Annotated in this window: 12 protein-coding genes; 4 read left to right on the top strand and 8 right to left on the bottom strand. The window is 63.1% G+C overall.

All coding sequences use genetic code 11. The features are described from left to right. Nucleotides 1–5 precede the first annotated feature (5 nt). The 8 genes from tsaE to NKH38_RS10280 all read right to left on the bottom strand — a co-directional run bounded on the left by tsaE (nt 6) and on the right by NKH38_RS10280 (nt 9,901). Nucleotides 6–1,517 carry a tRNA (adenosine(37)-N6)-threonylcarbamoyltransferase complex ATPase subunit type 1 TsaE gene (gene tsaE / locus NKH38_RS10245; protein ID WP_023752329.1) on the bottom strand — a complete coding sequence of 504 codons (1,512 nt, stop codon included), beginning with the start codon at nt 1,515–1,517 and terminating at the stop codon, nt 6–8. Between the two features lie 8 nt (nt 1,518–1,525). After that, complete coding sequence (locus NKH38_RS10250; protein WP_023672300.1) at nt 1,526–4,090, bottom strand: sensor histidine kinase; 2,565 nt, start codon at nt 4,088–4,090, stop codon at nt 1,526–1,528. A gap of 308 nt (nt 4,091–4,398) precedes the next feature. Continuing rightward, nucleotides 4,399–5,799 carry an adenosylhomocysteinase gene (gene ahcY / locus NKH38_RS10255; RefSeq protein ID WP_352759356.1) on the bottom strand — a complete coding sequence of 467 codons (1,401 nt, stop codon included), beginning with the start codon at nt 5,797–5,799 and terminating at the stop codon, nt 4,399–4,401. A gap of 207 nt (nt 5,800–6,006) precedes the next feature. Beyond that, nucleotides 6,007–6,297 (bottom strand): HPr family phosphocarrier protein, encoded by a 291-nt coding sequence (locus tag NKH38_RS10260; protein ID WP_023672303.1) that lies wholly within the window; start codon nt 6,295–6,297, stop codon nt 6,007–6,009. Continuing rightward, complete coding sequence (locus NKH38_RS10265) at nt 6,294–6,695, bottom strand: PTS sugar transporter subunit IIA (protein WP_023672304.1); 402 nt, start codon at nt 6,693–6,695, stop codon at nt 6,294–6,296. The genes NKH38_RS10260 and NKH38_RS10265 overlap by 4 nt, the downstream gene beginning before the upstream one ends. Before the next feature lie 164 nt (nt 6,696–6,859). Further along, on the bottom strand, nt 6,860–7,321 hold the full coding sequence (locus NKH38_RS10270; protein WP_023672306.1) for an HPr kinase/phosphorylase: 462 nt from the start codon (nt 7,319–7,321) through the stop codon (nt 6,860–6,862). Nucleotides 7,322–7,333: 12 nt separating this feature from the next. Continuing rightward, nucleotides 7,334–9,115 (bottom strand): sensor histidine kinase, encoded by a 1,782-nt coding sequence (locus NKH38_RS10275; RefSeq protein WP_023672307.1) that lies wholly within the window; start codon nt 9,113–9,115, stop codon nt 7,334–7,336. Between the two features lie 84 nt (nt 9,116–9,199). After that, entirely contained in the window at nt 9,200–9,901 is a 702-nt protein-coding gene (locus NKH38_RS10280) for a response regulator transcription factor (RefSeq protein WP_010912942.1), read from the bottom strand. A gap of 346 nt (nt 9,902–10,247) precedes the next feature. Between NKH38_RS10280 and NKH38_RS10285 the strand changes: the two genes are divergently transcribed. The 4 genes from NKH38_RS10285 to NKH38_RS10300 all read left to right on the top strand — a co-directional run bounded on the left by NKH38_RS10285 (nt 10,248) and on the right by NKH38_RS10300 (nt 14,344). Continuing rightward, on the top strand, nt 10,248–11,858 hold the full coding sequence (locus tag NKH38_RS10285) for a phosphoenolpyruvate carboxykinase (protein WP_023728845.1): 1,611 nt from the start codon (nt 10,248–10,250) through the stop codon (nt 11,856–11,858). An 86-nt stretch (nt 11,859–11,944) separates the two neighbouring features. Beyond that, nucleotides 11,945–12,379, top strand: a complete 435-nt coding sequence (arfB, locus tag NKH38_RS10290) for an alternative ribosome rescue aminoacyl-tRNA hydrolase ArfB (RefSeq protein ID WP_023672309.1) — start codon at nt 11,945–11,947, stop codon at nt 12,377–12,379. Between the two features lie 158 nt (nt 12,380–12,537). Continuing rightward, entirely contained in the window at nt 12,538–13,176 is a 639-nt protein-coding gene (locus NKH38_RS10295; RefSeq protein ID WP_023728846.1) for an alpha-ketoglutarate-dependent dioxygenase AlkB family protein, read from the top strand. 79 nt (nt 13,177–13,255) lie between these two features. After that, nucleotides 13,256–14,344, top strand: a complete 1,089-nt coding sequence (locus NKH38_RS10300; protein WP_352759350.1) for a phosphatase PAP2 family protein — start codon at nt 13,256–13,258, stop codon at nt 14,342–14,344. Nucleotides 14,345–14,384: the final 40 nt, after the last annotated feature.

Genomic DNA, 14,384 nt, shown 5'->3' on the forward strand with positions numbered 1-14,384 from the left:
CAAGGTCACGGGAGCCGTTCCTCCAGCAGGCCATGTGCCATGTAAAACTCCTTCAACTGAGCCAGCGCCGGGTGCGCCAGCGCCCGCCTGAGATAATCGCGGATGCGCGGCAGGTGTCGGAGATAATAGGGCTTGCCGTCGCGCTTTTCGAGCCGCACGAAAATGCCGAGGATCTTCGAATTGCGCTGCGCCGCCATGATCGCATAGGCCGCGCGGAAGGCGTCCTCATCGAAGCCGCCGGCGGCGTGGCGCGCAGCGACATAGGCGTCCACGGTCCGCTGCTCGATATCGGGCGAAACGGTGACGCGGGCATCCATGGCCAGCGACGCAACGTCATAGGCCGCCGGACCCATCAGCGCGTCCTGGACATCGACGATGCCCAGCCGGTCGTGGCCTTTGCGGTCACCGCGCCAGATGATGTTGGGCGAATGGAAGTCGCGCAGCATCAGCGTGTATTCCTGTGTGTCCAGCCGATCGAGAACCGCGTTCCATTCCCTGTGATAGCCGGCGCGTAAAGCCTCGCTTGCCGGGCTGCCGGTCACCATCGGCACATACCAATCGACCAAGAGATCGGCTTCGATCAGCATGGCGGCGCGATCGAAGGGCGGCACCTCGTGGAAGACGCCCGGCAAGGCCTCCATGCGCTGCGGCCAGGTCTTCCCATGCATCATCGCCAGCAATTCGGCCGCTGCCGCGTAGCGCTCGGCCACCGGCTCATCATTGTCGTCGAGAAAACCTTCCGAGCCCAGATGCTCCAGCAGCAGAAAGCCCCGTTCGAGATCCTCGGCATGGATTTTTGGGACACTGACACCTTGCGCCAGCAGCGCCTTGTCGATGGCGACGAAAGCGGTGACCGACTGCGCCGTGTGGGCGATCACGGCATAGGGCTTGCCGTCGCGCACCGGCGGCCCCAGCACCAGCCTTGGCGAATTCATCAGCACGCGCGGCGCAAGGCCGGCGAGCGAAACAATCTCGTAAGAGCGCGCCGAGGCGTCGCCGACGAAATGGCGCCGCGCGGCGTCGCCCCAACCGGCCGTTTTGAGGAAATCGCGCATCGCCAGCGATCGCGCCACGCGTTCGAAGGCAACGCCTTGGCCCGATAGTTTCGCCAATCGTCCTTCGTCCTGATGGACGAGTTCGATCCAGATCGACGTTCTCGGAAGAGCGGCCTCCGCCCGTTCCGGCCACTCGACAAGGGCAGCGCCCTGCAGCAGCGCCTCGTCGAAACCCAGCTCGTCCATCTCGCCGGCCGAGGACAGGCGATAGAGATCGAAATGGTGCACGGGGATGCGCGTGTCGTAGCTTTGCACCAAGGTGAAGGTAGGGCTCGGCACATCGAGGCCGGCATCATCGGCCAGCGCCCTGATCAGGGCCCGCGCCAGCGTCGACTTGCCGGCGCCGAGATCGCCCTTGAGCGCCAGCACGTCGCCCGGCCGCAGCGCCATGGCCAGGTCTTCGCCGAGCCTTGCGGTCGCAGCCTCGTCTGCGAGAAAACGCTCCAGCACAACAACAGTCATCGAGCGCGCTACTCGGCCGCGGCGCGGATGCCCGACGGTGCATCGGGGAAGGTGCAGATGACGGTGGTGCCCTTGTCCTTGCCGGTCTCGATGCGCACGCTGCCGCCGTGCAGCTCGACAAAGCTCTTGACGATCGACAGGCCTAAGCCCGCACCGCGCCGGCGCCCGCCATTGGTGCGCGGCTCGAAGCGGCGGAACACCGAATCGAGCAGGTCCGGCGGCATGCCGGGGCCGTTGTCATGGACGGAGAATTCCACACCTTGCTCCAAATGCCGGCAGGCAAGCGTGATAGTGCTCGCCTCCGGCGCGTAATTGGCGGCGTTGCTGAGCAGATTGTAGAGGATCTGGCGAACCCGGGTCTCGTCGCCGTGAAAACTCTTCGGCGCCGCAGCGGCGTCGATCCGGAGCTTGATCGAATGCTCTTGCAGCCGGTCGGCGACCAGTTCGGCCGCGGCCTCGATGGTGCGCTCGACGCTTACTTCCGAAATGTCGAGCTGCATGATGCCGGCGTCGACGGTGGCGAGGTCGAGTATGTCGTTGACGATGGTGAGCAGCACCGAGGATGACGAGCCGACATGCTCGACATATTCGCGCTGCTTTGGGCTGAGCGGCCCGGTCGCCGGCAGCGACAGAAGCTCGGTGAAGCCGATGATGTTGGTCAGCGGCGAGCGCAGCTCGTAGGAGACATGCTGCACGAACTCGTTCTTCAGCTGGTCGGATTTCTGCAGCGCTTCGTTCTTGTCCTTCAGCGCGCGCTCGACATTGACGCTGTCGGTGACGTCCACAAAGGTCATCATCACCTGGCCGTTGGGCAGCGGGATGACGGCGTAGCTGAGCACTGTGCCGTTCTTCAGTTCGGTCTGGCCATGGCGGTCGCGGCGCTCGTCGTCGAAACCGGTGATGGCGGCGACGAACCCGCCCCACGGGCTGTCTACGGCGCGCTGGTCGCTGAGATCGCGGATCGCCGAGACATGGACGTTGGGCTTGATCACATCCTGGCTCAGTCCCCACAGCGCGACAAAGGCTGGGTTCGACAGGCGCAGCCGCCCATCGGGACCGAACACCGCGACGCCTTCGGCCAGATTGTCGAGCGTTTCGCCCTGGACCCGCACCGCCGTCTGGTAGCGGCTTTCGAGGTCCATCTTCTCGGTCAGGTTCTCGAACACCCAGGTCACGCCGCCCTTCGGCTGCGGGTTGGCCACCACGCGGATGGTCTTGCCGTCGGGCAGATGCCACCAATGCTCTTGCGATTCCACCGCGCGGTAGGCGCCAAGCAGGCCTTCTTTCCAGCGCCGCCATTCCGGCTGCTCGGCGATCTTGCCTTCGCTGCGCAGCCGGTCGAGCAGCAGCGCATTGTCGGGCGCGCTGTGCAGGAAGCCCGGGTCCAGCCCCCACAGTTTCTGGAACGCCTGGTTGAAGAAGCGCAACTTCTCGTTGGCATCGAAGATCGCCACCGCCGTGTTGAGCTGGTCGAGCGTGTCGGCATGGCTGCGCACCGTGCGCTCATATTCGCCGCGAATGGTTTCGGTGGCGCTGGTGTCGCAGGCAAGACCGGCCGAGCCGTCGGCACCGGCGAAGTCGGTGACGGCGAACACCCGGCGGTCGCCCTCGATCACCGTCGACAGCGTCTGTTCGAAGATCGGGCGCGATTTGTGCTGCGCGGCGATCTGTTCGCGCGCCTGGGCGCCGAGGAATTCCTTGGCTTCGCGCACCGCGGTCTCGGCGTTCGGTGCCTCGACCGCTCCGGCATAGGCACGGTTGACCCATTTCAGCCGCCCGTCGGTGGCGCGCAGCCAGGCCGGCATCGGCAAGGCGTCGAGCAGGCCGATCATGGTCTCGTAGTCGGCGGCCAGCCGCTGGTTCTCGATCTTCAGCCTGGCTTGGCTCCTCTGAGTTTCCGACAGCGAGACGAAGCGCACCAGCACATGCGCGGCGCTCTTGCGGCCATGCACTTCAAGCGGCGCCCCGGCCTGCGATTCGATCACGAGATCAAAGGGTTTCGCTTTCTCGCGCAGACCAGCGACGGCATTTTCGAGCGCCGCCGCCGAGCGCGGCATCAGCCAGCGGCCGAAGGCGAGGAAGGCTGCACGGTCGTCCGGCGCACCGCTTTCCAGCGGCAGCGTGCCGATCAGCTCCGGCTTCTTGTTCTCCGACGCCCAGACGATGACGCGCTGGTCACGCAGATTGAGCAGCGCCTCGGAGCGCTGCAGCGCCGCATTGATGTCGGCAATGCGGGCTCTGAGTTCGACATTCTGCGCCGAGGTGCGGGCTCTTTCGCGGATCAGGAAGATGGCCGAGACCAGTGCCGCGCCCATGACGCCGACGAACATGGCGAGCTGGATGACTTCGACCGCGCTGACCGACAGTCCGGCCTTCTGCGCAATGGCCGGCTCGGCATGGGCGGCAAACGAGGTGAGCGGGCCGGCAAGAGCTGAGGTGGCAAGAAAGCCGGCGGTGCGGGCGCCAACGCGCCTCTTCAGGCCACCGCCTGTCGTGACGGAGCCATTGCTATCGGAATCGTCATGGCCGCCGGAAACGGCCGATCCCGCGCGAGGCGGGTTTTCCCCCGGCATGCCTTGGTCCTCTTCGCCGCCTGAATGCAAGACCGCCTAGATCAGGATCACGTTTGATGGAAACGCCCTTCTGACCTAACTCTTTTCTAAAGGGCATGATCTTTTCCGAAAACCGCTTCCCACTTTTCGCTGACGCGGTCCTTCGGTTCGAATCATGCTCTCGATGCGTACGCCGGCCTCGTCCCCGGCCCACGAATCAGCACAATAGCGCGTGCTGGAATCGGCGTGAAGAATCATCCGCGCAAAAAAGAAGCCGGGCGAAAAGTCAATCGCCCGGCTTCAATATCTAGTGGTAAACGCCGCTTTGGCTAATAGCGGTAGTGTTCCGGCTTGAACGGACCCTGCGGGGTCACGCCGATATAGGCGGCCTGTTCGCCGGAAAGTTCGGTCAAGCGGGCTCCAAGCTTGTCGAGATGCAGACGCGCCACCTTCTCGTCGAGGTGCTTGGGCAGCACATAGACCTGGTTCTGGTACTGGCCGGGCTTGGTGTAGAGCTCGATCTGCGCCAGCACCTGATTGGTGAACGAAGCCGACATCACGAAGCTCGGATGACCGGTCGCGTTGCCGAGGTTGAGCAGGCGCCCCTCGGACAGCAGGATCATCCGCTTGCCGTCCGGGAAGGTTATCATGTCGACCTGCGGCTTGACGTTGGTCCATTGCAGGTTGCGCAGCGACGCGACCTGGATCTCATTGTCGAAGTGGCCGATATTGCCGACAATCACCATGTCCTTCATCGAGCGCATGTGGTCGAGGGTGACGACATCCTTGTTGCCGGTGGTGGTGATGACGATGTCGGCGGTCGGTGCGGCATCTTCCAGCGTGACGACTTCAAAGCCGTCCATCGCCGCTTGCAGCGCGCAGATCGGATCGACTTCGGTGACCTTGACGCGGGCGCCGGCGCCCTTGAGCGAAGCCGACGAGCCCTTGCCGACGTCGCCATAGCCGCAGACGACCGCAACCTTGCCGGCCATCATGGTGTCGGTGCCGCGGCGGATGCCGTCGACCAGCGATTCCTTGCAGCCATATTTGTTGTCGAACTTCGACTTAGTGACCGAGTCGTTGACGTTGATCGCGGGGAAGGGCAGCAGGCCCTTCTTCTGCAGCTGGTAGAGCCGGTTGACGCCCGTCGTCGTCTCTTCGGTGACGCCGCGAATGGCTTCCTTCTGCTTGGTGAAGAAGCCGGGTGAGGCCTTCAGGCGCTTCTTGACCTGGGCGTAGAAGTATTTCTCTTCCTCGCTCTGCGGGTTGGACAGCACGTCCTCGCCGGCCTCGGCGCGGGCGCCGATCAGTATGTACATCGTGGCGTCGCCGCCATCGTCGAGGATCATGTTGGAGAGGCCGCCATCGGCCCACTGGAAGATCCTGTCGGTGTAGTCCCAATACTCCTCGAGCGACTCGCCCTTGACGGCGAACACCGGGATGCCGGCCTCGGCGATGGCTGCGGCCGCATGGTCCTGGGTCGAGAAGATGTTGCACGAGGCCCAGCGGATATCGGCGCCAAGCGCCTTCAGCGTCTCGATCAGCACCGCAGTCTGGATGGTCATGTGCAGCGAGCCGGTGATGCGCGCACCTTTCAACGGCTTCTTGTCGCCGAATTCCTCGCGGCAGGCCATCAGGCCCGGCATTTCGGTTTCGGCGATATCGAGTTCCTTGCGGCCCCAGCCGGCAAGCGAGATGTCGGCGACCACATAGTCCTTGCTACCTGTCATGGCAGTGCTCCGGTGTGATTTGTCTTCAGAATGCGCCTGCGCCACACGGCGCGTCGAAGGGCGCGGAATGCCGGCCTGACTAGCAGATCGCCGCCAAGACGACAATGGGATATAAAGAAATCTTTATGCGCGTATGTGTTTTACGGGGATGCATGCCGCCCAAAAGTATCCCGCGGTTTTGGGACAACGGCGTTCAAAGCAAAAACTTCAGCACTCTTCGCCGAAGCGCGAGGCGACCAGCTGCTCCAGCGCGTCCATCGCCGCTGCGGCTTCAGCGCCGCTGGCGGTGACGCGGATCGAATAACCGGGGCTCGCCGCCAGCATCATCAGCCCCATGATCGAGGTGCCGCCGACCTTGAGACCATCCTTCTCGACATGGACGGTGGCGTCGAAGCCGCTGGCGACCTGGACGAACTTCGCCGAGGCGCGCGCATGCAGGCCGCGCTGGTTGACGATCGGGAACTCGCGCACGATCTCACCGGGCGACAGCGCGTTCATTTGCTGCTCAGCAGCTGACTTGCGACATTGATGTATTTGCGCCCCGCGGCCTGCGCCTCGTCGAGCGCGGTCGCCATGTTGTCGCCCTTGCGGATCGACGACAGCTTGATCAGCATCGGCAGGTTCATGCCGGCGATGACCTCGGTGCGACCGGATTCCATCACCGAAATGGCGAGGTTGGAAGGCGTGCCGCCGAACATATCGGTCAGAACGATGACCCCGGTCCCGGTGTCGACGCGGCCGACGGCGTCGACGATATCGCGCCGACGCTGCTCCATATCGTCATCGGCGCCGATTGCCACGGTTTCGAAATTGTCTTGTGGCCCCACGACATGTTCCACGGCATGGCGGAACTCGGCGGCCAGTTGACCGTGCGTTACAAGCACGAGTCCGATCATTCTATGGTGGCTCCCGTCATCGCCGCTTCACAGGCGCTTTTTATGCTCGCCGGCCATCCCAGGCGGCGGGAGCGCTATCTTGTCGACGCGCGGCGCGTTGACAAGCCCAAAATTGCGTCGGCCATGGCCAATTTGACGCATTGCAGCAAAAAACCGGCGGCGGATCATACGAAAGGCGCAATCGCCAGCCGCGCCATTACCGCCGGCAAAGCCGCAGTGACGTTGCGCTGAACGAGGTCGATGCGCGGCACCACACAGCCGGCAATGGTCGCGCTCGACTCTTCCTGGAAACGCTCCACAGCGTTAGCGGCAACCAGCTGGATCGTAAGGTCGATGACTCCCACAGGTTGGAACAAAAGCGGCTTCGGACCAAGCCCGGGCACCTCTGCGAGGCCGGCAATGCTGGCGGGCGCATGGCAGACCAGCCGCCCGAAACGCGCCGCGACAAACAGCTGGTCGTCGCCGATCAGCCGCGCAAACAGCCCGAGCCGGCTGAAATGGTCGATGAGCGCCAGCGCCAGCGTTGTCTTGCCCGAGCCGGACGGCCCGGTGATCAGGACGCCCCGCTCGCCAATCAGGACTGCGGTGGCATGGATGTTCTCGGGTTCCGCGGTGGGATCGGGCATGCGCAGCCGCGATCAGCCTTCGGCCGGCAGCGTAACGACGAAGCGCGCGCCCTTGATGTCGCCGGGCTTGGTGCCGGGGATGTTCTCGGCGGTCAGCGTGCCGCCATGGGCTTCGACGATCTGCCTGGATATCGACAGGCCAAGCCCTGAATTCTGGCCGAACGCCTCGCCGGCCGGGCGGTCGGTGTAGAAGCGCTCGAAGATGCGGTCGATGGCGTCGGCGCGGATTCCGGGGCCGTTGTCGTCGACGGTGACGATGTTGACCTTGCCCGAGCGTGCCAGGGAAATGGCGATGTGACCGTGGTCCTCCGGCACGAAGGAGCGGGCATTCTCGATCAGATTGGTGATGACCTGGCCGATCCTGAGATCATGGCCGGTGACGAAATAGCCTTTGACGCCTTGCGGCAGCTTGGCGGCCTTGAATTCGATCTCGACAGCCTTTTTGTTGCGCGTCGCTTCGCGCGACACGGCGACGAGATCGGTGATGAATTTCTTCAAATCGACCGTGGCGGCATCCTCACGCGCCAGTTCGGCGTCTAGGCGCGAGGCATCGGAAATGTCGGTGATCAGCCGGTCGAGACGCCGGACATCGTGCTGGATGATCTCCATCAGCCTGCCGCGTGAATTGTCGTTCTTGGCAAGCGGCAAGGTCTCCACCGCGCTGCGCAGCGAGGTCAGCGGGTTCTTCAACTCGTGCGAGACATCGGCGGCGAAGCTTTCGATCGCCTCGATGCGGGCATAGAGCGCATTGGTCATGTCGCGCACCGCGACCGACAAATTGCCGATCTCGTCCTGGCGGTCGGAAAAGTCGGGGATCTCCTCGCGGCTCTTGACGCCGCGCCGCACCCGCACTGCCGCCGCCGATAGGCGGCGCAGCGGATTGGCGATGGTGGATGCGAGCAGCATCGACAGGATGGCGGTGACCAGGGCGGCGATGCCGAACACGCGCAAAATAGCCTTGCGTTCGGCGGCGACGATCTTGTCGATGTCGCCGCCTTCCGTCGACAGCATCAGCACGCCGAGGACGGCACGGAAGCGCTGGATCGGCACCGCCACCGAAACGATCTGCTCGCCCTGTTCGCTCACCCGCACGATCGTCGATGGACTGCCGGTCAGCGCCTTGACCACTTCCGGGAAGGCCGCACCGTTGCCGCCGGGCTGCTCATGGTAGACGGGCAGGTCCTTGTTGCGGAAGAAGTCGAAGACGAATTTCTGCACGCGCTCCAGCATATCCGGCTGCTCGTCCTCGACCGGCGGCAGGTCGTAGCGCAGGATCTGGCCGCGCGAATAGAGATGGCGCGAATCGAGCAGCAGATTGGCGTCGCGGTCATAGATGCGGGCCCGGGTGCGCGTCGGCGAAATCAGCCGCCGCAGCACCGGCGCCACGCGCTCGGGATTGATCGGGAAATCCAGATTGTCGAGCTGGTCGGAGCCCGGCCCCAGGCTTTCGCCGGCCTGCAGTTCAAGCAGTTTTTCTGGATCGATGCTGATCGAATCGGTCTCGACCGTCGCCGACGCGGCAATGGCGCCGGCGATGATCTCGCCCTGCGTCATCAGGCTTTCGACGCGGGCGTCGATCAGCCCGTCGCGGAAGGTGTTGAGATAGAGGATGCCGGTGACCAGCACGGCGAGGCCGGCCAGGTTGAGGAACAGGATGCGCCGGGTCAGGCTGGAAAAGATGTGGTGGCCGAGGAAGCGGCGCATCGGCACCGTCAACCTCGACAGGAATGCGGGCAGAATCCGCGACCGCCTGACAGCGCTCGTTCGTCTGCTCCGCTGTACATCCACTGCCATCGAATAGCAGCTCCCGCCTAGTCTTTGGTTTTATGCATGTCGTCGTCCCAAAAACGCGACCACTTTTGGGCGACATGCATCAACTCAAGCTTCGCGGAACCGGTATCCGACTCCGTAAAGGGTTTCGATCATTTCGAAGTCGTCATCGACGGCCTTGAACTTCTTGCGCAGCCGCTTGATGTGGCTATCGATGGTGCGGTCGTCGACATAGACCTGCTCATCATAGGCCGAATCCATCAGCGCATCACGGCTTTTTACCACGCCGGGGCGCTGCGCCAACGAGTGCAGGATGAGAAATTCGGTGACCGTCAGCGTCACCGGCTCGCCCTTCCAGGTGCAGGTATGGCGTTCCTGGTCCATGACCAGCTGCCCGCGTTCCAGCGAACGGGCCTGCTGGCTGGGCGCCTTTGCCGCAGCTTCGCGGGCGCTGGCGCGGCGCAGCACGGCGCGCACCCGTTCGACCAGCAGGCGCTGCGAGAACGGTTTGCGGATGAAATCGTCGGCGCCCATCTTGAGGCCGAAAAGCTCATCGATCTCATCGTCCTTCGAGGTCAGGAAGATCACCGGCAGGTCGGACTTCTGCCGCATCCGGCGCAACAGCTCCATGCCGTCCATGCGCGGCATCTTGATGTCGAGGATGGCGAGATTCGGCGGCCGCGCCGCCAGGCCTTCCAGCGCCGACGCACCATCCGTGTAGGTCTCGACGCGATACCCCTCGGACTCGAGGGCGATCGACACCGATGTCAGAATGTTGCGGTCGTCATCGACAAGCGCGATTGTTGCCATTTCAAGCGGCTCCCTCATGAGCTGTCCCTTCTGTCTTAGAGAAGGGGCTTTTGCAGGACAAATTAGGTACAAAATGTGGCACAGGCTCCAACCGCTGTCGCGGACGGCTTACCGGCGGCCCCATCGGAACCTCTACACGGGTTGGACGAACACTGTGTGCCAATCCTTTGGGCAACCACCGTGATTTTTTGCACATATAAACGATTTAAACAACTTTCAAAATTTTTAAATCGATTAATGATTTGATATCATTCGAGTTTTCTGGTTCTCACCGTCTCAGCCCCTAACGCGGGCTCGCCGGAAACGCGCCGGCAAAGTGCGGCGAATCCAGAAGAAGGGACCCTTGATGTCGGAAGTCGGCAAACGCAATTCTGCTTGCGCGATCGATCGTATCGGCCTGAAAACCACCGGCACGGTGCATTATAATTTTGGTGCGGCCGCCCTTTATGAGGCAGCGATCCGTCGTGGCGAGGCCCGGTTGACCGCCGGCGGCGCGCTGCTTGCCGAGACCGGCCAGCACACTGGCCGCTCGCCCAAGGACAAGTTTGTCGTCCGCGATGGCGCCACCGAGCCCCATGTCTGGTGGGACAACAACAAGGCGATTTCGGCGGGCCAGTTCGAAATGCTGCTCGCCGATTTCCTTGTCCAAGCCGCGAATAGGGATCTCTATGTGCAGGACCTCGTCGGCGGCGCCGATGCCGATCTGAAGCTGCCGACGCGGGTCATCACCGAATTCGCCTGGCACTCGCTGTTCATCCGCAATCTTTTGATCCGCCCGCAGGCCGCCGAGCTCGAGGATTTCGTGCCGGAGATGACGATCATCGACCTGCCGTCCTTCCGCGCCGATCCGGCCCGTCACGGCAGCCGCACCGATACGGTGATTGCGGTCGATCTCGCCCGCAAGATCGTGCTGATCGGCGGCACTTCCTATGCCGGCGAGATGAAGAAGTCGGTGTTCACCATGCTGAACTATCTGCTGCCGGAAAAGGGCGTCATGCCGATGCACTGCTCGGCCAATGAGGGCCCGGCCGGCGACGCGGCGATCTTCTTCGGGCTTTCCGGGACGGGCAAGACGACGCTGTCGGCCGATCCGTCACGTACGCTCATCGGCGACGACGAGCATGGCTGGGGACCGCACGGCATCTTCAACTTCGAAGGCGGCTGCTACGCCAAGACGATCCGGCTGTCGGCCGAGGCCGAGCCGGAGATTTTCGCCACCACGCAGCGCTTCGGCACGGTGCTGGAAAATGTCGTGCTCGACGCCGACCGCGTGCCGGACTTCAACGACGGCCGGCTCACCGAAAACACGCGCTGCGCCTATCCGCTGGATTTCATCCCCAATGCCTCGAAGAGCGGACGGGCCAGCCACCCGAAAAACATCATCATGCTGACCGCCGATGCCTTCGGCATCATGCCGCCGATCGCACGGCTGACCCCGGCGCAGGCGATGTACCACTTCCTCTCCGGCTACACCGCCAAGGTGGCCGGCACCGAGAAGGGCGTTACCGAGCCGGAAGCGACGTTCTCGACCTGCTTCGGCGCCCCGTTCATGCCGCGCCACCCCAAGGAATACGGCAATCTGCTGCGCGAGCTGATCGCCCGCCACGGCGCCGATTGCTGGCTGGTCAACACCGGCTGGACCGGCGGCGCCTACGGCACCGGCAAGCGTATGCCGATCAAGGCGACGCGCGCCTTGCTGGCCGCAGCGCTTGACGGTTCGCTGAAGGCGTCCGGTTTCCGCACCGACGCCAATTTCGGCTTCGAGGTGCCGGTTGCTGTGCCTGGCGTCGACAGCGCCATTCTCGACCCGCGTTCGACTTGGGCCGACAAGGCAGCCTATGACCGGCAGGCAGCGCGATTGGTCGGCATGTTCGCCGTCAACTTCGAGAAATTCGAGAGCCATGTCGATGCCGTCGTGCTCGGCGCAGCACCCCGCCTGCAGGAAGCTGCGGAATAGTCGAGGCGTCTTCACCGAAGCATCCTTGAAAGGCGCGGTCTCGATCGGGCCTTTTCTTTTTTGGTCCGCCGCGCCATGACTGCGGCATGCCGATCGACGACATCATCATATCAGACGAAGCCGTAATCCATCCGGGCGACCTACACGAGGATTTCATCCGCTCGTCGGGTCCCGGCGGCCAGAACGTCAACAAGGTGGCGACCGCCGTCCAATTGCGCTTCGACGCCGCCAATGCGGCTGGCCTGTCCGAACGCGTGCGCGCGCGCACGATCAAGCTCGCCGGCCAGCGCGCCACCAAGGACGGCGTCATCGTCATCGAGGCCGGCCGCTTCCGCACCCAGGAGCAGAACCGGGCCGATGCCCGGGCAAGGCTGACGGCGCTGGTCGCCAAGGCCGCGGAACCGCCGCCGCCGCCGCGCAAGAAGACCAGGCCGTCGAAAGGCTCGGTGGAGCGGCGGCTGCAAAGCAAGGCAGGGCGCGGCACGATCAAAAAGCTGCGCGGCCGGGTAGAGAACGACTAAGGACCGCGCCGACTGCGTGCATAAAGCGGCTTCCCCTTCGGAGCCGCAGCCGCAAGGTTTCACCATTGCCACAGAAAGGGAGGCCGACAACCGTGGCTTTCGGGTCGCTGTTTCTGATTGGCGGTGGCATGGTTTCAGTATCAACCGGAGGCGAAGTCATGCTCGTTCTGCCCAAAGGCGTCCGCCACATGCCTGGTTATCTGTCCCGCGCGGCGCAGGAAGCGCTGGTCGAAGAGGTGAGGACCATTGTACAGCGGGCGCCGCTGTACGTGCCGGCGATGCCGCGGACCGGCAAGGAGATGAGCGTGCGCATGACCAATTGCGGCACGCTCGGCTGGGTCACCGACAGGGAACTGGGTTATCGCTACCAGCCAACGCACCCACTCACCGGAGAGCCATGGCCGCCGATCCCGGACGCGCTGATGCAATTGTGGCGGGAGGTCGCCGCCTATCCGAATCCGCCAGAGGCCTGCCTGGTCAATTTCTATACGCAGGACGCCAAAATGGGCCTGCACCAGGATCGCGACGAAGCCGATTTTTCGGCGCCTGTGGTCTCGGTGTCACTTGGCGACGATTGCCTGTTCCGGGTCGGCCAAGTGACGGGCAGGGGGGCCACACGCGACGGCGGCACCAAATCGTTCCGCCTGAAAAGCGGCGACGTCGTCGTGCTCGGCGGCGAAGGCCGGCTCTGCTTCCATGGCGTCGACCGCATCTACCCGTCGACCTCGGCGCTGCTGAAAAATGGCGGCCGGATCAATCTGACGCTGCGGCGGGTCAACCGTACCCTGGAGCAGTAGAGGTATTCTTCGACTTACTGTTTGTTAAAGTATAGGTGCGACACAAAGGAATGTTCTCAAAAAGATTGGGGCCGTTCCTATGGCTTCTTCTGAAATCGTGCAAAGTCCTTCGCATGTGGACCGGTTTCCCGCATGGCTCGCGCGTGAGGGCCGCCGCAGTGCAATGATCTTCGCATTTGTCGTGTTGACCTTTCTCATCGCGAGAATCAGGGGCGATTCGATCCTGCCCCATATTGTTGAATATACCGGTCGAATTGTGCGCTTTTTGCCTTTGCTGGGCTCTATCCTTGTTGCCGTGGTTGGTTCCTGCGCGCTCGTTCAGGGTCGCCATGGGTCACCAGTCAGCATCGCGGTCGCTTCCCTCGGAGGCATGTCGAATACCCTTGCGCGGGGTTTCTGCGCTAGCGTCGTGTTGGCTCTCTTCATGGCGGCATTCCTCTACAACAAAATGATGATTCCGATTGTCGCCCCCTTCCAGTGGGACGAAACTTTCTCCCACTGGGATGCAAATCTCCTGGGTGGGAATCAGGCGTGGCAAATCATTCAGCCGGTCGTCGGCATGCCTTGGGTAACTCGCCTGTTGGACATAGTGTACACTCTGTGGATGCTGCTGGTGTTCTTGTTCTGGGTGGGGTTGCTTGTCAGTCCGCGCGTGCCTGAGCGGATCCGCCTTCGCTACTGGCGGGCGACGGTCATTTCGTGGATCCTGATCGGCCTGGGCATAGCAACGTTGTTCTCCTCGGCAGGACCTTGTTACTTTGCGGAAATGGTGCCGGGCGCACCCTCGCCATATGCCGATCTGATGCGCTATCTCGACGAGGTTGCCTCGATCTATCCGCTGTCGTCATCCTTGACACAGGATTTTCTTTGGGAGGTCTATACTGGCCGTGTCGATTTGCCCGGTGGCATTTCGGCCATGCCCAGCATGCACAACGCGCAGGCGGCGCTGTTTGTGGCTGTCGCGTACTCAATTGATCGCAGGTTCGGTCACGCCATGCTGGCCTTTGGTGTCTTGTTGTTCTTCGGCTCGATTCACCTCGGGTGGCACTATGCCGTGGACGGAATTGTCGGCATTGCCGCGGCGCTCGCCATCTGGTGGGGCTGTGGCAAATTGGGGCTGGCGAATGACGACACTTTCTTGAGCGAGCGCGTCCTCGCACAGCACTAACCGATTCTACAGATTTTCCTTATAAAGTGCCCGGGCATTG

The organism is Mesorhizobium sp. M1078, assembly GCF_040318615.1.
Lineage (GTDB): Bacteria > Pseudomonadota > Alphaproteobacteria > Rhizobiales > Rhizobiaceae > Mesorhizobium.